Source organism: Xenorhabdus indica (assembly GCF_014467235.1).
GTDB lineage: Bacteria > Pseudomonadota > Gammaproteobacteria > Enterobacterales > Enterobacteriaceae > Xenorhabdus > Xenorhabdus indica.
Genome location: NZ_NKHP01000001.1, coordinates 339803 through 362830 on the forward strand (window position 1 = coordinate 339803; position 23028 = coordinate 362830).

Annotated in this window: 4 protein-coding genes and 2 pseudogenes; all 6 read left to right on the forward strand. The window is 45.9% G+C overall.

Annotated features, from left to right (window positions below; all coding sequences use genetic code 11):
• Nucleotides 1–32: 32 nt before the first annotated feature.
• Nucleotides 33–6218, forward strand: a complete 6186-nt coding sequence (locus Xind_RS01165) for a non-ribosomal peptide synthetase (protein WP_187649296.1) — start codon at nt 33–35, stop codon at nt 6216–6218.
• On the forward strand, nt 6215–18055 hold the full coding sequence (locus tag Xind_RS01170) for a non-ribosomal peptide synthetase/type I polyketide synthase (protein WP_187649297.1): 11841 nt from the start codon (nt 6215–6217) through the stop codon (nt 18053–18055). The genes Xind_RS01165 and Xind_RS01170 overlap by 4 nt, the downstream gene beginning before the upstream one ends.
• Nucleotides 18052–19161, forward strand: coding sequence for a Gfo/Idh/MocA family oxidoreductase (locus Xind_RS01175; protein WP_187649298.1), 1110 nt, complete (start codon nt 18052–18054; stop codon nt 19159–19161). Before Xind_RS01170 ends, Xind_RS01175 begins: the two co-directional genes overlap by 4 nt.
• A gap of 39 nt (nt 19162–19200) precedes the next feature.
• A complete protein-coding gene (locus Xind_RS01180; RefSeq protein WP_047681460.1) occupies nt 19201–19977 on the forward strand; it encodes a thioesterase II family protein in 777 nt (258 codons plus the stop codon).
• Between the two features lie 35 nt (nt 19978–20012).
• Nucleotides 20013–21584, forward strand: a pseudogene (locus tag Xind_RS23760) ((2,3-dihydroxybenzoyl)adenylate synthase); the annotation flags it as partial.
• Nucleotides 21585–21668: 84 nt separating this feature from the next.
• A pseudogene (locus Xind_RS23765) lies at nt 21669–22958 on the forward strand (salicylate synthase); the annotation flags it as partial.
• Between the last annotated feature and the right edge of the window lie 70 nt (nt 22959–23028).

Sequence of the window (23028 nt, forward strand, 5' to 3'; positions counted from 1 at the left end):
TTAGGTAACTGCCATTTTTATAGGATTTCTTCATGCACATGGACTTTCCCTCCCCAGATTCACTGCGCCAGCTTATTTCTGATCTGTTTAACCAAAAAAATATTTTGGTGGATGATAACGACAATTTAATTCGCAACGGACTGGATTCAATGCAAATAATGGCATTGCTAAACCAATTCAGACGTCAAGGATATCACGTCACTCTGCGTGAGCTTTACCAAAATCCAACACTGCATACCTGGAGCCAGCTTCTGCGAAGCCATGCACCAGTCCCTCAAACCGTTTCTCAGGATACAATGCCACTGCCACAGATTGCAGATGCTCATCCATTCTCATTAACGGCAGTACAACACGCTTATTTTGTTGGGCGTTCACCAGAACAAACGTTAGGAGGAGTTGGTTGCCATTTGTATCACGAATTTGATGGTATTGGGCTGAAACCTGAACAACTGGAAGCAGCAATTCATGCTCTGATCCAGCGGCATCCAATGTTGCGTGTACAATTTTTGCCAGATGGTCGCCAACAAGGAGTGGCTCATGCGTACTGGCAAAAATTAACAGTTCACGATCTACGTAACCTAACAGCCAATGAACAGCAACAAGCTCTGACTAACATACGTGAACAACTAAGCCATCGGGTATTACAAGTTGAAAAAGGAGAAACTTTTGATATTCAACTTAGCCTATTCGGTGATAATCAGCATCGTCTGCATGCGAATATCGATTTGCTAATCATGGATGCCGCCAGTTTCAGCCTGTTCTTTACTGAACTGGCGGCATTAATTGCCAAACGTAATTTGCCAGATATATCCTCTGACTATGATTTTTGCAGTTATCTAACGCAATATCAGGCTCAATTTAAGCAAGCCAGACAAGAAGCCGAAGCATTCTGGCGTAATCGGTTAGATACCTTACCACTTGCACCTCAGCTTCCTCTGGCCAAAGATCCTGCTCTAATAAAAAATGTTCGGGTTCAGCGCAGACATTTCTGTTTATCACCTGAGCATTGGGAACATTTTAAATACCTCGCGCAGCAAAATGGCGTGACACCAACCATGGCATTGGCAACCGCATTTGCTGCTTTATTGTGTCGCTGGAGCAGTACGATACAAAACAGCACAACACAAGATAAGGCAACACAAGATAGCACCACGCACTTATTATTTAACCTAACGCTATTTGACAGAGCTCCGCTGCACCCTGCAGTTGATAACATCTTGGCAGATTTTACCAACATTCTATTGTTGGATATTCCCGGTGATAATTTACCGTTTTGCCAACTAGCTCAGAATGCACAAGCAACATTTGCTGAAGCATACGAACACCGTCATTGGTCTGGTGTAGAAGTACTGCGTGAGCTTAAAAAACGCGGCAACCACCCACACGGCGCACCAATTGTGTTCACCAGCAATTTAGGCCGACCTTTATATGGTGAGAATACCCACAATGTCCTGGGAAAACCAAGTTGGGGAATCTCACAGACACCTCAGGTATGGTTAGATTTTGTTGCTTTTGAACATGAAAGCACACTGAACATTCAGTGGGACAGTAATGATGAACTCTTTCCTGACGGTTTAATGGATACTTTATTCACTGTCTATCAAGGGCTTATTGAGAACCTGGCGGAAAACGCCGCACAGTGGAGCGAGAAACTCCCGGATTTGATGCCTGAGTCGCAATATCAGCTACGACATAAAATCAACAATACGGTTGAACCGCTACCAAACGCCTTGTTGCATGAAGGTGTGTTTACCCAAGCAGAGCGCACTCCCCATGCTGTTGCGTTGGTGACCCATCATAATGAAAAAATCAGTTATGGCGAACTCAGTCTGGCAGCCCGCCGATTAGCGGCCGTACTGCAAAAAATGTCGGTGATGCCGGGAGATCAGATTGCTATTAGCATGGAAAAAGGCATCGGACAAATCGTTGCTGTATTAGCTATCCTTTATGTTGGAGGTGTTTATGTTCCAATTCCGGTGGATCAACCATTAAACCGACGTCGTGCTATCTGCGAAAGTGCCGGCATCACTATCGTTGTCATTGATCCTAAACAACAACATCCAGATTGGTCACAAAATATATGCTGTATTTCCTGGCACCAAAATGACTCATTATTACCTTTGACTCACATGGCTAAACGTGCCGTAACCGATCCGGCCTATATCATTTATACCTCCGGTTCAACGGGTATACCCAAAGGGGTCGTCATCAGTCATCAAAGTGCATTAAATACCTGTCTGGACATCAACCGCCGTCACCAAGTTCAAAATTGTGATCGATTGCTGGCACTCTCCGCACTGCACTTCGACCTCTCTGTTTACGATATTTTTGGCATTCTCAGTGCCGGAGGAGCACTGGTACTCATTAATGAAGCACAACGCCGCGATCCATCAACCTGGGAAATGTTGATCGAACAACACAATATTACGTTGTGGAACAGTGTACCGGCACTGTTTGATATGTTGCTGACCTATTGTGAAGGAATGGAAGTCGATGCACCGAAAACGCTTCGTACCGTGATGCTATCCGGAGATTGGATCGGCTTGTCACTGCCTGAACGTTACCATGCATTCAATCCTGCAGGTGTACTCAGTGCCATGGGTGGAGCAACAGAAGCAGCGATCTGGTCAAATGAATATATCGTCAAAAAAGTTGATACACAGTGGTGTTCGATTCCTTATGGCTATCCCCTGGCTAACCAGCGTTACCGTGTCGTGGGTGAAGATGGCCGAGATTGTCCTGACTGGGTTGTCGGTGAACTTTGGATTGGTGGAGCCGGTGTCGCACTAGGCTATTTTAATGATGAAGAACGTACTATCGCTCAATTCGTCATCGATCAGGGAGAACGCTGGTATCGAACTGGTGATCTGGGTTGTTATCATCCCGAAGGCTGGCTGGAATTTATGGGACGCCGCGACAACCAGGTCAAAATTGGGGGATATCGCATTGAGCTAGGAGAAGTTGATGCTGCCCTTAATCAAGTAACCGGTATTCGTAAAGGCGTTGCTTTAACCAGTGGTGAAAAAGAAAAATCACTGGTGGCGTTCCTTGAATTGGAAGGCGATAGCTTATACCAACGCATAAATCGTGCCTCACAGTTACCGACAACCTACCGTGATCTGTTTCCTGCAATGCAGGCTATTATCGATAAAACAGATACAACTGATGACAACAGTGAACCTCAAGTTGCAACATTTTTGCTTGAACATCTGTCTCGTTACGGTATTACGTTTACTTCCCCCCAATCTCTCGCCAATTGCCTGAAAGATTACCAGCCCCAATCAGAATATCATGATTGGTTTGCCCGTATGCTGGCGTATCTTTGCCAATGCAATCTATTGGTTGAATCTGCACATCACGTATATCAGACTGAATTATTAACCTCAATATTCAATAACAAAGCTGAAACAGGATGTATTCCTGAGCGCTGGCATTCTACACTGCGTAGTATTCTGACCGGACAGCAAACCGCAGTCACATTGCTTGATGATCCGCAGTTCGCGCCGGAACAACAGCTCTTTGTATTGTCCGAAACTCAACAATGGTTGGCAGGTTTAAAACAGGTTATCGTTGCCCTTTCCCAACGGTTACAACGCCCTGTGACCGTGATGGAGTTCGATGCCCGCAGTGGTCTCTGTGCCCAGTGGCTGGCAGAACAGATTACCGATCAACATCTGTCCTATATCGGCTTTGAACGTTCTCAGGCACTCATTAACCAAATGCAAACTCGGTTAAGTGCTCACACGCATGTATCAGTGAAACGCTGGCCTGAGCAAATTCCTGAGTCGTTACAGCATCAGGCAGATATTATCTTGTTAAACAATGTATTACATCGAGAAAAAGATCCTGCAAACTGTATCAAGGCGTTGATGCCTTTAGCACAACCCGGTGCGTTGGTATTGGCAATAGAGTTGCACCACGCTTCATCTATCTCTCTGATTACCACTGAGTTACTCTCACCTCACGGTATTCAGCTACGCACTGCGTCACAATGGTTATCTCTTCTGCCACTACAGACAGAAACGCCAATTACCCTTGGCAACCTTAATGTGTTATTAATGCAAGCAAGTGACAACGTCTCCATACCTGATCGGGAAAAAATTAAGTCCATATTGGCACAATATTTGCCAAAATACATGATCCCACAACGCTTGCTTGTTATTCCTCATCTGCCTCTTACACCTAACGGAAAAATCGACCGTAACGCTCTGGCACAAAGCTTGCTGTCCACCACAAAAACCGAAACCGAGCCGCACCAGAATGACATGATTCTGTTGAATGCAGAGGAACAAACTGTTGCAGCCATTTGGCAACGTTTGTTGAATACTGAGCAGCCAGGCCGTAACAGCGACTTTTTCCAACTTGGCGGTGATAGCCTTTTGGCTACACGTCTGATCGGTGAATTGGCACAACAAGGCTTAAAAGGTGAACTAAGCCACCTTTTCCGTAACCCGCAATTAGCGGCATTTGCCGCGACACTTTCTCCTCTACTGGCTCCTCTGTCTGACATTTCATCAGATACCTATTTGATACCCAAAGAGCAAGATGAAGATAAATACCAACCTTTCCCACTGACCGAAGTTCAGCAGGCTTACCTGGTTGGGCGTCACCCTGGTTTTGCCCTGAGCGGTGTTGGTGCACATTTCTTTATTGAATACCGGATAGAACAACTAGATGTTCAACGCCTGAACCGAGTATTAAATCGCCTGATCCAGCGTCATCCGGTACTTAGAACGGTAGTTATTAATGGGCAACAACAAATATTGAAAGATGTCCCTTTCTTCTCAGTTAAACAGCACCAATTCACTGATATTACTGAAGCGGATTCATTACGTGAACGTTTGTCACATCAGGTATTAGATGCCGGACACTGGCCAGTGTTCGATTTTCAACTTGCGCAAGACAACAGCCCTGCATCCCGATTATTTGTCAGCCTGGATAATTTGCTATTAGATGGATTAAGCATGCAGATATTGCTGGCCGAATTAGAACAGCTATATCTCAACGAACAACACGAATTGCCACCATTGAACATCACATTCCGAGATTGTGTGTTACGTCAGCAACAAACGCCAGTGCATCAAAGTTCACTGCAATATTGGCAAGAACAGGTGAAAACATTACCACTGGCGCCACAATTGCCATTGCGTATTGTACCGGAAAACGTGCAATCCCCACATTTTGTACGTTATAGCGATCGGTTATCTGCACATGAATGGAAGCAATTGAAGCAATATGCTGCCCCACATCAGATAACACCTTCCGCGCTCTTGATTGCAGCTTATGCAACTGTTCTCTCGGCATTCAGCACCAGAGCGGCATTAACGCTTAATCTTACCCTGTTCGATCGTCCACACTGGCATGAGGACATCAATCGTATTCTGGGTGATTTTACTTCACTGTCACTTCTCGCCTGGTATCCAGAGAAAAATTGGTTATCAAGTGCACGGAGGGTACAACAACAGTTATGGCAGGATCTGGATCACCGCCATATTTCGGCGATCAGAGTAATGCGTGAGCTGGCACAAAATCGTGGCCCGGATGCAGCCACCATGCCTGTTGTTTTCACCAGTGCATTAGGAACTCATGAAGGGCAATTCCTTTCACGTTCATCATGGATGAAACCCGTTTGGGGCATCTCGCAAACGCCACAAATCTGGCTGGATAATCAGGTTTACGAATCTGACGATGAGCTTTGCCTGAATTGGGATGCGGTCGAAGCGTTATTTGAGCCACATCAGTTGCAAACCATGTTTAACAGCTATATTACGCTATTACGCACCCTCGCGGCACAACCAGAAAGCTGGCATTTAACGTTAGAACAACTGATGCCACGCCAGCAATGCCTGATGGTTGAAGATAACGCATCTGTTGTTATTGCATCATCACGCTCAGAAGGATGTGATCCACAGATATGCAATGAAATTCAACGTCTGTTTTTATCGGTAACCAATCACGCCATCAACGTTCAACAGAACTTTTTTGATGCCGGAGCCAATTCACTACAGCTAATTCAATTGCACGGCAAGTTACAACATGCAGGTTTTCACCATCTTGCTGTTACTGATTTATTCGCTTATCCAACTCCAGAAGCGCTCAGCTTACATTGCCGAAAAGATACTCAAGACGGAAATCAACCGTCGATTACTCTTCGTCAGCGTCAACAAAAAAAGCGTCTGCAACAACGGGAAAAACGTCATAAAGGAGCCGCACAATGACTGATTTAAAGCCTCACTACGATAATTGTGATCCCATCGCAGTGATTGGCCTTGCCTGCCGCTTTCCACAAGCACCAGATAGCGATACTTTCTGGCATAATCTGCAACAAGGGATTGAGTGTACTACCACACTTTCCCGCCAAACATTATTGGATGCAGGCATTCCACCTGAAGTTATTGATAGTGAAAACTTTGTCAATCAGGCAGCGATATTAGAGGGTGCAGAACAATTTGACGCCACACTGTTTGGCTATTCGCGTCAGGAAGCAGAAATGCTCGATCCTCAGCAACGCCTGTTTCTGCAAACAGCCTGGCATGCGCTTGAACATGCCGGCTATTCACCACGTAATGTGCGCCTGAAAACAGGCGTTTTCGCCAGTAGCCGAGTCAGCACCTGGCCTTCATGGTCACAATTCACTATGACCGATATCGGCAAAGTGAAAGGGCTACAGGCGCTAATGAGCAACGATAAAGATTATCTTGCAACGCGTACCGCCTATAAATTAAATCTGAAAGGTCCCGCACTGACAGTACAAACAGCCTGTTCAAGTTCACTGGTTGCCGTGCATATGGCTTGCGAAAACCTGCGTTCCGGTGAATGTGATATGGCGCTGGCTGGCGGTGTGGCGGTTTCTTTTCCACAAGAAAGCGGTTACTTGTATCAACCGGGAATGATCTTCTCACCTGATGGGCATTGCCGTCCCTTTGATAGTCAGGCAAACGGCACTTACGGTGGCAATGGCGTTGGTGTTGTTACGCTGAAACGTCTGAGCGATGCGTTACGCGATGGCGATCCTATCATGGCGGTATTACGGGGCAGTGCCATTAATAACGACGGCAATGAAAAAGTTGGTTTTACTGCTCCTTCGGTTAATGGTCAGCGCAGCGTGATTGCCGAAGCTCTACAACTGGCAGATGTCAGCATTGATGATATCGGAATGATTGAAGCACATGGCACAGGTACACCACTTGGCGATCCGATAGAAGTTGATGCGTTACGCAGCATATTCTCCGAACGTAGTGCGGTTGTACCGTCTTGTTACTTAGGTTCAGTGAAAAGCAACATAGGCCATCTCGATACTGCCGCGGGTATTGCCAGTTTGATTAAAACGGTTCTGTCAGTCTGGCATGGTTACATTCCACCAACTATCAATGTACAACACCCCAATCCGGCATTGCGGTTGGAAGAAAGCCCATTCAGGCTAGCAATACAAGGGCAACGTTGGACACAAGAATTACGTACTGCCGGCGTTTCTTCATTCGGTATTGGCGGCACCAACTGCCATATTGTGGTGCAATCATTGCCGAAAGAATTACAGCGTCACCGTGTCAATGATTCGCAAGCCCATGCACAAAACACGCCTTTGTTGCTCTCCGCAGCGTCTGAATCTTCACTGCGTCAATTGGCACAACGTTACGCAACTGTGCTTACCTCAGGAAACCATGCTGATTTGGCCATAACAGCCTTACAGGGGCGCGATCTTTCATTCCCCTGGCGTTTAGCATTGGCACTGACACCACAAAATACAGCAAAAAATGCTGCGAGCTTATCCGCCTTTGCAAGCCATAGTCCAGCACCGGACATTTTTAGCAGACAAGTCAAGGGTGAAAGCAAACAACTGTGGCAATTCAGCGGTCAGGGTTGTCAATGGCCTGGTATGGGAAAAGCAATGTATGACAGCTCTCCTGTTTTTTCCGCTATGTTGGATCGTTGTTGTGCCGCTTGTATTTCTGAGTTGACACTGCCATTAAAAGCAGTGATGTTCGGGGAACATGAAGCCGCATTAGCTACCACTGAATATGCACAACCAGCAATTGTGGCACATCAAATTGCGCTGGCAACACATTGGCGAGCACTTGGCTTAAAGCCAGATTACATATTGGGACACTCCGTCGGCGAATTCGCCGCTGTCGTTATTGCCGGGATTTTCACGCCAGAGCAAGTAATGCCGATGGTCGCAGTACGGGGCAAATTGATGCAAAAATGTGCCCAAGGGGGCGCAATGTTGGCCGTTTTTGCCAAAGAAGAAGATATTCTTCCCCTTACGCATTCACTGGCATTAGATTTAGCGGTTTGCAATGGTCCACAACACTGGATTTGGGCTGGCACAAAAACTGAAATTGATATACTGACACAACGTCTGGAACAGCAGCAGATCCGTTTCCAGCACCTTAACGTTGCCTGCGCAGCACATTCAGCCATGCTTGAGCCAATTCTGGAAGAATTTTCTCAGCGTTTTTCCCTGTATGGTAGCCAGCTCCAGCCTGTATCGGGCGAAATTCCGTTAATTTCAACCCTGACAGCAGATATTGCAACTACCGAGCAACTAGGTTCACCAGACTACTGGCGTCACCATATACGTCAAACGGTGCGTTACCATCAAGCGATTGAATTTGCCCGACAACAAGGTGTGGCATTATTCGTAGAATTTGGTGCTGATGCACAACTAACAGGGATCGGGCGACGTATCAGTTTGCCACATGAAACCTGGGTTGCCAGTACACATCGTCAAAGCACCCCAGAAATGGCTCAGCAAACAGCACTTATGCAACTTTACTGTGCTGGTGCACATCTTGATTGGCCGCGTCTTTTCCCGGTTGCCGGGGCAAAATGCCATGCTCCGCTCTATCCATTTGATAAACAGCATTATAGCTTCTCTGCCACCAATGCCAGGCAACAGAATCTTGTACAACATTCGGCCGATACTAATACTGGGATTGATATCAATTTCCTGCTCGATCCTGCCATTGAGCAAAATACCAATGCAACAATACTTCGAGCGTTGTATACCGATGCACTAATCTATCAATGTCATGGGCCCAAGACTGAACAAGGTTTCAGTGCCATTGACACGATTCGGGCTGGCCGACTGCAACCTTGCTGGCGCCCTTTGCTGGAACAACTATTGAACCATTGTGTTCAGCAAGGCTATTACCAACAAATTGTCGGGCCAACAATCAGTAAAATGTATCGCCCTCACCGTGCTCTGCCATATGCCAAACGCCGCTTATTGGAAGCAAATTTACTCACAGATTTCCCTGCATTGATCTATGCTGGCGAACGTTTATTCGCATTAATGAGTGATCGGGCTGATCTACCTCGCCAATTGGCAACAACGCCAACAACGAGAAAGTCATGGCTTCTTACACCACAGCCATGTCCTGATACTCACTATGTTCTGCATTGGCGCACCATAACTACTGTAGATAAACCAAATACTGCGGGTAAACCAAGATCTTCAACGACGTATACACTTCGTCTATCAACAGCGAATGACACAATTGCTCAACATTGGCGTCAGGCAGGCATTAACTTACAGCCGGAAAGCGGAAATACACTATTACTGCTCCAGGGTGATGATGTTGTTGAATTATGTGATCAGGTTACTAGCGAATTAAAGCGTGATGAAACAACATCATTAACCGTTATAACTTGCTGCGCGCAACCTGAAAGCACCTTATCAAAAGAGGACATCAATCCCGCTCAATACGCTGTCTGGGCACTGTTGCGGGTTGCGGTTGAAGAGTATCCCCATTGCCATATTCAGGCGATTGATATCGCTGATATCAATGATACCGATGCTTTGTTATTAGCACTCGGTTATCTGAATGAACAACATCGCTGGCTGAAAGTACGCGGAAATCAAGTCTCTGTGCCGATTTTACAGCGTCAGCCACTTATGCTATCGCAGCAACCAATGTCGATTCCCCATCAGGGTTGGCACATCGTTACCGGCGGTATGGGAGGGATCGGGCAAATTTCTATCCGTTGGTTGCTGTCTCAAGGCGCTCGTAAAATTGCTGTGTTTGCCCGCCGCAAACATGAGGACTGGGATGCTTTTGTCCAAGCGCTGTCACTGAGTGACGAATGCGAAATACGCTGGATTAACGTTGATGTCACTGACACATCAACTTTATTAAATGCCGTGCAATCACTGGCACAAGAAGATGGTATTGCAGGCGCGATTCATGCCGCCGGTATTGCTGATCACACTCCGCTGGCAAAACTTGATCGTCAACATCTGTCGCAAATGTTATGCGTAAAAGCCCAGAGCGCGTCAACATTGCAAACGGTACTTCAGCAACAAAAGGCACAATATCTGTTGCTTCATGCTTCCGCTGCTTCAATGCTAGGTGCTCAAGGACAAAGCGCTTATGCCATCGCCAACGCTTATCTGGAATCTTTGGCACTGACCGCAACCGATCCGTCGATGACAAATACATTGATGGTAAAAACGTTAGTCTGGGGTGTTTGGGGTGGCATTGGCATGGCCAGCGATCGGCGATTAGTGGAAAAACTAGCGCAAGATGGCATGTTACCATTCAGTGCCAATGAGGGAATCTGGCATCTCAATCAATCCCTGCGTACTGCTTCTCCTTGCTATCTGGCAATGCGGTTAGATGAGCGTCATCCTGGCATTTTACGGCGTTTGCAGGCTGACATCCCCCATACCACTACAACGCCGACATCTGCACTCTCTACTGATAACGCACTCTATCAGGATAGTAAACAACGGCTTCATTGGCTACGTCAGCATATTGCAACATTATTGCGCTTAGAACAGCCTGAACGTCTGGAGCCACAACAAGATCTATTACAATTTGGTTTGGATTCCCTACTGTTCCTTGAACTAAATACGGTGATCCACCAGCAATTTGGTTTCAGATTAACTGCTGAATTGTCCTATCAGAATATGACTCTGGAGGGGCTTAATGCGCTTATTGGCGACGCATTACCTGAACAAGCCTCTGTACCCACTCAACCTGAGATCATTATTGACAGAGTCCAACACCATGAACCATTTCCTCTGACGCCAATTCAGCACGCTTACTGGGTTGGTCGTACTCAGGCTATTGATTTTGGTGGTGTGGCGTGTCACGTTCTGTTTGAATGGGATCTGGCACTAAGCAGCTTTGATATCCCACGTTTTGAAAAGGCATGGAATGCCTTAATTCAGCGTCATGGCATGTTACGCATGATCGTTGATGAAGATGGCCAACAGAGAATTCTATCTGAAACGCCTTGGTATGTTTTATCACAGGATGATTTGCGAAAACTGAACGATACAACCTGCGAACAAGCTTTGGCTCAGCGTCGTCATACTCTTTCTTATCAAGTGCCGCCTGCGGAACAGTGGCCACTGTTTGAAGTCTCTGTTTCCCTGCTGCCGAATGAGCGTTGCCGCTTACATATGAACCTGGATCTGTTGCAGTTTGACGTACAGAGTTTCCGGATCATGATGGACGATCTACAACGAGCTTATCACCAGCAACAACCACTCGCTCCACAAATATTTACTTTCCGCGACTATGTGATGGCAGAACAAGCACAACGTGAAAGTAAAGAGTGGCGCGCATCATGGGCATACTGGCAGGAACAATTATTTTCATTACCTCCAGCGCCAAGATTACCATTGAACCCACAATTACCTCAGCGTAGCCAGCCACAATTCACAACTTATGAAGGCCGGCTGGCGCAATCTGACTGGCAAGTACTTAAACAAAGCTGGACAAAATGGGGAGTCACACCTTCCGCGGGTCTGCTCACACTATTTGCCCATACGCTTGAATGGTACAGTCGCCATCCGCTATTTACCCTCAACCTGACATTTTTTAATCGCCAGCCTTTCCATCCAGAGGTTCAAGAGCTGATTGGTGATTTTACCTCCGTCATGCTGATGGATTTTGATTTACGCAAAACGACCTCCCTGCGTGCCAGTATGGAAAAAACCCAGGCCTTGCTCTGGCAGCGACTAAGCCATAGTCATGTCAATGGGGTTGAAGTACTGCGGGAATTAGGTCGCCAGCAATCTGATGAAGCCCAAAACAGACAACTTCTGACGCCGGTCGTTTTCACCAGTATGTTGGGAATGGCACAAGATGGTATTGCAATAAAACAATCCATCACTCAATTACTGGGTGATCCAGTCTTTGTGCTGAGCCAAACGCCACAAGTCTGGCTGGATCACCAGGTCATGGAAGTGGATGGTGATATGCTGTTTAACTGGTATTGCATGGACGATGTACTGGAAGCGGGAGTCATTGAAGCACTATTTACTGCCTATAACGCGCTATTAGTACAAGTTGTACAAATTTTCCGCCATCCTGAACGTCTGGAGCATTATGATCTTCATACACCACCTGTCGGTCATACTCGTTATAAATTCTGGTCACAACACCCTGCATTGCATCAGGCTGAACAATATCTGCGTTCTCAGCCTGAAATACGATTAGCAGAAATTCAGCCGCGTCAGGACGATACTCAAAGTTATAATTTATGGTTGGTAGCAGAAGATAATTTGTCACTATCGTTGCCAAAATCATCGTTTTCAGAACCCTTGGTGATAAATACTGGAGTCTTACCGCTTCCTACGTTAGCGGAACAACAAGAATTTGAATGCTCTTGGCAATATATTGAGCAACAAGCGTTATTGGGTCTGGGCCAGACCTTACTGCGCCATAACCTGTTCACGTTTTCACAACAATACCACTCTCGTGAAGAGATTGAACAACGCTTACAACTGGCACCACGGTATCAACGCTTGCTTACCCAATGGCTGGAATTATTAAGTAAGCAAGGATTTATAGAAAAAATCGCTGGTGGATACCGTTGCCTGCAACCACTCAGCCAGATCCCTGCTCCTACCACAAAACTGGCTGATGCCATATGGTGCCAAACCATCAGCCGTTATGTTGCAACCTGTATCGACCAACATGACACCCTGCTTGCCGGGCGTGGAAATGCATTAGAACTGCTGTTTGCCGATAAACAAACTACAGCCAGCCTTTACAGCGAAAACCCTGCATTACGTTGCCTGAACCAGACTGCCGCTGAAATTGTCCGACAATTGAGCCAGACAGCCGAACATTTCACTGTGCTGGAAGTCGGCGCAGGCACAGGCGCCACATCAAAAACAGTGCTTAAACAGAATGCTCAATCCATTGAAAGTTATCACTTTACTGACGTTTCACCGCTATTTTTGGATGATGCTCGCCAGTCATTTAATCACTATGGCGAAACCGTAAAATTTGCTCTGTTCGACATTAATCGGCGTATTGATTTTAGCCAGCATCCTGAATCTGGTTATGACCTGATTATGGCAGTTAATGTCTTACATGATGCCATCCATCTAAGGAACACCTTGAAACGTCTGTCCCGGTTACTAAAAGCCGGTGGGTGGCTGCTGATTATTGAATCCACTAAGCGCGAAAGTGCTATGCAACTCGCCAGTGTCGGATTTATTGAAGGTATTAATGCCTGGGCCGATGATCGCGGTGATGATCAAGGTAATAGCGCATTGCTGGAGCTTGCAGACTGGCGTAACTGTCTGGAGAAATCCGGCTATCAGGTTTCACTGGAATGGCCAGGACAAGATGGGCCAGAATTGCATCAACAATTGATTCTGGCGCGATCCGAACAGCAAGCACGACTCAATGTTGGTGAAATCACGGCACAATTTTCTACCTTGCCTTACTCATTGCATATTCAACAGCAAGAGCAGTTACCATTGGCAGCATTACCAACAATGACCATGAAAGATAGCATAGCACAGTCGGTCACGGTGGAAGCTCGACAACCGGAAACAGCAGATGATCAACTTCGTGATATTGAACAGCAAGTCATTGAGCTCTGGAACTCACTGCTTCCTCAGACAATTCAACGTTACAGTGACTTTTTCCAAAGTGGTGGTGATAGCTTGATTGCTACCCGCATGGTGGTGCAACTACGTCGCCAGGGTTACGAACAAGCCAATCTTCAACAACTGTTTGAACAGCCTAAATTGAGTGAATTCTGTCGTACCCTGCGGGTTATTGGGACAAATTCAACAACACTGGTTAAACCACATCAAACAGAACCAGCATCAGAACAGATTCTGCCACTCACCGCTCTGCAATATGCTTATTGGTTGGGAGAGAGCCAATTGTTTCAGTTTGGCAATGGTATTGCTCACTTCTATGCCGAGCTAGCTATTGACGGGCTTGATCTTCCTCGTTTTACTGCCGCCTGGAACCAGGTGATAAGTCATCATGGGCAATTACGCGGTTACGTAAAAGAGGGGCAATATCATATTCTGCCAGAAGTGCCCTGCTATACGCCGACAATTATTGATTGTCGTGACATGACACAAGAGGAGTGCGAAACACAACTGAACAACGCCCGTAACACGTTGCGTACTCAAGGCGTTCCTAGCGACAACTGGCCGTTATTTGATTTGACGCTGTACCATACCGATGACCGGACACACTTATTACACCTGACAATTGACCTACTGGTCGCAGATGGCAAAAGTCTGACCTTAATCTTGCGTGACTTACACCATTGGTATCAGGAACCTGACTGGCAACCAGAACCATCGGCAATAACTATTACTGACTATATTCAGACACTGGAGAATGAGAAAACCGGAGAAGCCTGGCAACAAAGTCGGCAATACTGGCTTGATCGCTTACCTTCAATTCCTGATGCGCCAGTGTTACCACTGAAAGATCATCAGTCACAACTACTCGATCAGCAGTGCCTGACAGGATATATCAGCGCTCAACAATGGCAGCGCTTGCAACAACGAGCGGCAGAGCACCGGGTATCACCTTCACAAGTTATGCTCACGCTATTTGCCCATATTCTGTCGGTATGGAGCAACAGCGAACATTTCACTATCAATGTCCTGCATGGCAATCGTCTGTTAATGCCACAGCATTGCGATATGTTAGTCGGCAATCTATCTACCACATCACTGCTGGAAGTGGATTTACGCAATACCACCGGCTTCAGTGATGCAGTAAGCCGGATACAAAAACAATGGTTAGCTGATCTTCAACATGCGCTGTTTGATGGGCAATTGGTACTCAGGGAGAAAAATCAGCATCGCCACAACCTGAATGCCGGTATGCCGATCGTATTCAACGATACAACCGGTACTGCGGGCAAAGGGCCATCAGGGTTAGGGACACTGAATCTCTTTGGTGCGCAAACACCACATGTTTATCTCGACTGTATGTTAATTTCTGGCACAGAGGGTGGGGTCACCATACAGTGGGCAATCTTACCACAACTGTTCCAGCCTCAAGTTGCAGAAAACATGTTTGATCATTATCAAGCCAGTATCGTTGCACTGCTCGAACCGGATTACCAATGGAGTGCCCCACTTCCTGACTGGCTCCCGGCAAGTGATCGCACTTTGTGCCAGAACAGCAATGCGACAAAAAATATTTTTCCGCCTCATACACTTTGTTCGTTGATTGAACAAGCAGTAAATTGTTATCCACAACATATCGCCGTTGTCGATGCTTGTTGTCAGCTAGACTATCGCACTTTGTGGTCACAAAGCCTGACACTGGCGGTTCATCTGCAAGCACAAGAAAATCAGACTTCGCCTCTGGTTAGTGTGGTGATGGAAAAAGGCCGGGAACAGGTTATTGCAGTTATTGCCATTTTATTAGCAGGACGCGCTTATCTGCCTATTGATGCCAGCTATCCGCAACAACGAATTCATCAGCTATTAGCATTAGGGGAAGTTGATACCGTACTGACTCAACCTAAGTTCGCTCAACAGTTGAACTGGCCCGACAATATCCAGATCATCTCTCTGGATGAAACATTACTCAATAACTTGCCAACCACTAACAAACCGAGTTTATCCGTACGCCCTGAAGATCTGGCTTATGTCATCTTCACCTCAGGTTCTACCGGAACACCAAAAGGCGTAATGATTGATCATCAAAGCGCAGTCAATACTATTCTCGATATTAACCAGCGCATTGCACTCAGTGAGCACGATAGTGTACTGGCAATCTCAGAGTTAACCTTCGATCTCTCCGTTTATGACCTGTTCGGCACGCTAAGCTGTGGAGCAAAACTGGTAATGCCCGCTGCGGGTGATAATCGGCAGCCGGACAAGTTATTAACATGGTTACAACAAGAATCGGTGACTGTCTGGAACTCCGTTCCTGCATTTGTGCAACTGCTTGAGGAATATGCCCGTAGCTATCCCCATTCCCTACATAACCTGCGTTGGATATTGATGAGTGGTGACTGGATACCAACCAATTTGCCGGCCAAATTACATACGCTTCACCCTGAGTTAAACCTCCTTAGTTTAGGAGGTGCAACCGAAGCATCAATCTGGTCTATTGCTTATCCTATCGTACAAGTCGAACCAAATTGGCGCAGTATTCCATATGGTAAGCCTTTGTATAATCAGACTTTTTATGTGCTTAATACAGCACTTTCATCTTGCCCTGTTTGGGTAATCGGTGAGTTGTATATTGGTGGACAAGGGCTGGCACTGGGTTATTGGGCCGACGCTGAAAAAACGAAACATGCCTTTATCACACATCCTCAAACAGGTGAGCGACTTTACCGTACAGGTGACTTAGGACGCTGGCTTCCAGATGGGAATATCGAATTTCTGGGGCGCAATGATCACCAGATTAAAATCCGTGGCTACCGAATTGAGTTAGGCGAAATTGAGCACCTTTTATGTGAACATCCTGCGATACAACAAGCGTTAGTATTTGCTCATACAACGTCAACCGGCGCATTGCAACTAGTTGCGGGCTTACGTTTAACTGACAACGCGCCGCTATCCAGCGAACTTTTACCAATGCTGCCTCACTGGTTGCAGCAAACCTTACCGATTTGGATGTGTCCGCAGCGATTTATCATTCTCGATACAATACCTGTATCCGACAACGGTAAAATCGACAGACGCACATTAGTCACTCTGGTTGAAGAAACGCAAGAAGTTAATTCAATACCATCGACGGTGACTCTTAACACAACAGGACAAGCGGTATTAAGCCTTTGGGAATCGGTATTAGAGCAACAAGATATCAACGTACATGAGAGTTTCTTTACTCTTGGAGGAGATTCTCTGGCAGCAGTACGGTTAATGGTGAAAATCAACCAGACATTCAATCGCCAGTATCCACTCAGCCTGCTGCAAACTTACGATACGGTGCATTCATTAGCTGAATTTATTGAACATCAACCGGAAGATACCTACCAAGGGGTAATCTTAAACGAAGGAGGCACTGAAAAACCTGCTTTATTTATCGTCCATCCTATTGGTGGACATCTGCTGGGATATCGTCACTTGGCGGCTAATTTCGGCGATCAGCGCCTGATTGGGTTAGCATTTGCCCCAGATAACCTGAATACCGATAGACCTGCCGTTGCAGCGTTGGCGGCTGACTATATCAACCAAATCCGTAGTTTCCAGCCTAAAGGGCCTTATACACTGGCAGGTTGGTCTTTTGGCGGATTGGTAGCCTATGAAATGGCACATCAATTACGCACTGCGGGTGAAAATGTTTCTCATTGCATCCTGATTGATAGTTTCGCACCAAACGTACGCCCTGATCTGATTTTAGATAATACATTTTGCCACCGTCATTTCCTGCTCGATTTGCAGGGGCAATTCCCAGAGTTGGCGCTGGATAATCGCACTATTGCGGCTAATACCGAGACATTCCTGCAAACACTGCATGAGGCCCTGCCACAATCTGCAAATATTGACAGTTCTCTGACTGAACTCTACACCATATGGCGCCATAATCTGCGTGCATTGCTTGATTACTGTCCACCACGGACTTCACAGCCTTTCGTCCTTATCCGGGCTGCACAGGCGTTACCTGATTTTATGGATTATCTCGACCCAACAACAATCACCTCAATGGAGCTCGGCTGGCAAGTTTTCGGGCCCGTCAATGTGACACAACTTGATGGTAATCACTACAGCTTATTCCAACACAAACATGTCAGCTCTCTGGTTATTTGTCTGAAAAACATCCTGAATTCAACCCTAACTATTGAGCCAGTTAAGGAGAACATATGATAAAGCCACGGCGGGTTCTAATTGTCGGTGCCAAATTTGGCGAACTGTACCTTAATGCATTCCTGCAACCTCGGCCAGATCTGGAGCTGGCCGGTATTCTGGCGCAAGGAAGTCCTCGTTCGCAGCAACTGGCCCGTGATTTCAATGTGCCACTATTTCGTTCATTGGATGAATTGCCGGACGATATTGATATTGCCTGTGTGGTCATACGCGCAGAAATCATTGGTGGCAAAGGTGATCAATTAACCCAAGCATTATTGGCACGAGGTATTTCTGTTATTCAGGAACACCCCCTTGATGCAGACGCCATTAAACGGCACCAATCAGCCGCTGAAAAACAAGGGGCTATATTTTGGGTAAATAGTTTTTATAGCCAATGCCATGCTGGCAGAAGTTGGTTACATGCGGCGCATCAAATTAGCCAATTATCACAGCAACGTCCGATAAATGGCTATCTGACAACCAGCCGTCAGTTACTGTTTTCTGCTCTTGACCTGTTGCTACAAGCCTGTCATTGCCCTGAACAGATAGAAATAGCCTATGTGGGACAACGGAGTAATACATTTCATTGCTTTGAGCTGCGTTTGGCAGGGACAATCATCGCGTTAGACGTTCAATCCTATCTCGATCCGAAAGATCCCGATATGCATAACCTTGTCATGCACAAGATGACGCTGGTTTGGCCTGCGGGTTACCTGACGCAGGAAGCCAGTTATGGGCCGGTGATCTGGTCACCGGTTCTTCATGCCCCAAATCATCTGAATAGTAATCAGAGTCTCTATCTGACTGCCAGTCAACCGGATGGTACTTATCAACACCAAACAACATCACAAATTCTTTGTCCGGCAAGCAAAGACTGGATGACGGCATTTGAATGTGATGGTGCTGAAGGCGTGGCATTTTTACTTAGCACCTTAGGTTCTGTATTGAATGGTGCTCTCTGCCCTCCCGCCTTTAGTGACGACTATCAACGACGGTTGGCAAAATTGTGGCAACAAATTCTGCGTATGATGGGAGAGCCTATTACTCAGGATTTACAACCTCCAGTCTGGATTGATCCCACTCAATTGATGCTGACTACTGATGTTAATGATGATGTTAGTTAAGGAAGAATACTGATGAAATGGACACTCCCTGTACATCCAATGGTTCGCCCGTGCCTGACACCTCATGACGAACCCAAATACACTCTATTAATCTGCCCCTTTGCCGGGGGCAGCAGCAGTGCATTTCGCCAATGGTCTACTCTGGAAAATCAAGATATTGCCGTTTCGCTGGTGATTTATCCCGGACGTGACAACCGTATGAATGAACGTGCGGTCACCAGCATTGCACCATTAGCGCAATCACTTTCTGAGCTGCTCGTGTCACTCACACCTGCTCAGAGAGAAAACCTGATACTAGTCGGTCACAGCATGGGAGCTCAGGTCGCTTTTGAAACTTGCCAACGCCTTGAACAACATGATTGTTCTCCTAAGGCACTGGTGCTTTCGGGGTGTCATGCCCCCCATCTTCAATCCCGCCGTCAATTGAGTGGATTATCTGATCATGAATTTATTGAGCAACTCATTGATATTGGCGGTTGCAGCCCGATGTTACGCGAAGATCCCGGATTGCTGGCACTGTTTTTACCCATGCTACGTGCTGATTTCTGGGCTACGGAACATTATCATCAGGTTATTCCATCTGGATCAGTAAAACTGCAAACACCAACCTTGTTGCTTTATGGCAATGAAGACAAAGAGGCTTCTGCTCTGGAAGTTCAGCAGTGGCATCACTGGCTTGCCGGTGACATGCAAAACCTTTCGCATTGCTATCAAGAGATTGTCGGCAACCATTTTTATATCACGCAAAAACCTCAAAGTTTTCTTCGTCACATTACACAATTTATGCAATATGTTTATCCACAGGAGTTCGCATAATGGCATCTTATTCAATCCCAGGAAGAAATTTTACTATGACGCCAGACTATCTTTGGAATGGTAAAACCATAGACCAACAGCTTACCGGCTGGTCGAAAACCTGGGGGAATAAAACAGCGCTGATCTATCAAGAACAACATCTGACTTACCATGACCTCCATCAACTTGTGGAAAGGCTGGCAAGTGGGTTATCTCAGCGGGGAATACGTCATGGTGACAACGTCATGGTGCAATTGCCTAACTGCATCTCCTTTGTTGTCACCTGTTTTGCTCTGTTTAGATTAGGTGCTCATCCAGTATTATTAATGCCGACACAACGGGCCCATGATGTTCATGCACTTTGCCAGATTGCCCGTCCGGTGGCTTACATTATCCCTGATTGTATCCATGGTTTTGATTACCGAGAAATAGCACGGGAAGTGGCAACGTCTTGTCCTGAGATGAAACATATTATTGTTGATGGGGAAGCAGAAGAATTTACTGCTTTATCCTCCATTGATGGTGAACCACTCGATATCTCTGTTTCTGGACCATGTTACGGTGATATTGCTGTACTCCTGCTTTCCGGAGGAACAACAGGCACGCCGAAATTAATTCCACGCACTCACGATGCCTATACTTATGACTTTGTGCTATCAGCTCGCTTGTGCTCAATGAATACCGAAAGCGTTTATTTAGCAGTACTGCCTGTTGCACATAATTTCACCTTAGGCAGTCCCGGTATTCTGGGCACACTTTCTCAAGGAGGATGTGTCCTCTTAAGTAATACCGCCAGTTGTGATGAAGCCATGCCATTGATTAATCAGCATAAGGTGACACATACTGCGTTAGTTCCAGCGCTTGCACGACTCTGGGAACAGGCTCGTGACTGGGAACAAAGCGATCTTTCCTCTCTGCGTTGTTTACAAGTCGGTGGAGGCAGACTTACACCAGAACTGGCAAAACAGGTGATGACACGACTTGGTCCTTTGCAACAGGTATTTGGCACCGCAGAAGGATTACTTTGCTATACCCGACTGGATGATCCTTATGAGGTCATTATTAACACCCAAGGTCGCCCACTATCAGCAGAAGATGAGATAAAAATTGTTGACGCCAATCTGCAATCTGTCCCCTCCGGTGAAGTAGGCGAATTGATTACACGAGGCCCTTACACCATTACGGAATACTACCGCGCTGAACAACATAATACCATCACCTTCACCACTGACGGATTCTATCGTACCGGCGATTTGGTTCGTATGAGAACAGATGGCAACCTGATCGTTGAAGGACGCATTAAAGAGCAGATCAACCGTAGTGGCGAGAAAATTTCAACACAAGAAATTGAAACATTACTGTTGCAACATTCAAATATTGATGACGTAGTTGTTATCGCTGTTCCTGATGAACTCTTGGGTGAACGAATTTGCGCTTGCATACCAAAGAATATTAACCAACCAGAACCTATACAGATACAGTCATTTTTACATCAGAAAGGTGTTCAGCGCCATAAGGTCCCTGATCAATGGTTGTTTGTGGCATATTGGCCATTAACCACAGTAGGGAAAATAGACAAACGTCAGTTGGTACAGATGGCACAAACAGAACATACGAAACAAGCAGAAGAAAATAACAACCCAATGCAGCAATATCATGAACACACTATCGCTATTACCAGTACTCCATTAGATCTGGTCACTCATTTAATTGCAGATCTTACAGATAATAATACACAACCTTGTACCCTCTACGAGATCAAAGATGAATGGTCATTGGGGATTGGCTGTGCAGCCACTATAAGTGTAAATGTATCTGGACAATTGATTGATTCAAAAGGTAATCGACATCCATACGATATCAGTACGTTAAGCCAAAAACTTGAGCAGGTCCTCAACGACCTTTCTATCAAAGACTGGCGTGCTTATGGCAGAACATTGTTTGAGTTTTCTCATATGGCATATGAGATACCATTAGCTTCATCATTAGAACAACAAAATGAAGCATTAATAAAAATCACGGTTCCGCAGCATGAATTACGCATAATTCAAGGGCAAGTTCTGATACGAACACTTGAAGAAAATCAGCTCACTATATTGAGCGAAAAAATCAGACAAGCTGATCAAGTCGGTACACCAACTTTCCCATATACAAAAGAGCTGGAAATTATCAACACAGCAGACGCGGAAAAAAATTATCAAGATAACGTAGCGAATGTGGTTAAAGATATTGTCACAGGCCATTACCAAAAAGTGATCCTCTCACGCAAAGTTCAGCTTGGTTCAAATATTGACATGACACACAGTTACTGGTTGGGCCGTCAGGCTAATACCCCTGCCCGCTCTTTCTTCTTACGGGATGAAGAATTTTCTGCTTACGGTTTCAGCCCAGAAACCGTGGTTGAGGCAGATGGTACTGGTTGGGTCAATAGCCAACCATTGGCGGGCACAAGAGCATTGACACATGACAAAGATCAAGATCAAAAGCTGCGGGCAGATTTACTTTCTGATACGAAAGAAATCGCTGAACACGCGGTGTCAGCCAAACTCGCATTAGAAGAATTGGCCCCGATTTGTCAGGCAGACACGCTTTGTGTATCAGAATTTATGGCTATTCGTGAACGTGGTTCGGTACAACATTTAGCATCACGCGTAAAAGGATTATTACAAACAGGAAAAAATCGTTGGGATGCATTCATTGCCTTATTCCCAGCAGTAACAGCTTCAGGGATACCGAAAAAAACTTCTTTACAAGCTATTTCACATTTTGAAAAAGAACCTCGTCGGCTTTATAGTGGTTGTGTCATGTTATTGGATAGCTCAGGTAAGTTAGACGCAGCACTGGTATTACGTTCTCTTTATCAGCATAAAGAACACTGTTGGCTACAGGCTGGTGCTGGACTGGTCAGAGATTCGAAGCCAGAAAGAGAATGGCAGGAAACCTGCGAAAAACTTGAGTGCATTATTAAATATGTTCGCGCGTATTCCAACAAAAAAGACTAAGAGTCTATTAAATAAGCCATAATGCTCTAGTAGCAATACCTCCGGGAAAGCCAGAGTCATATCTGGTTTT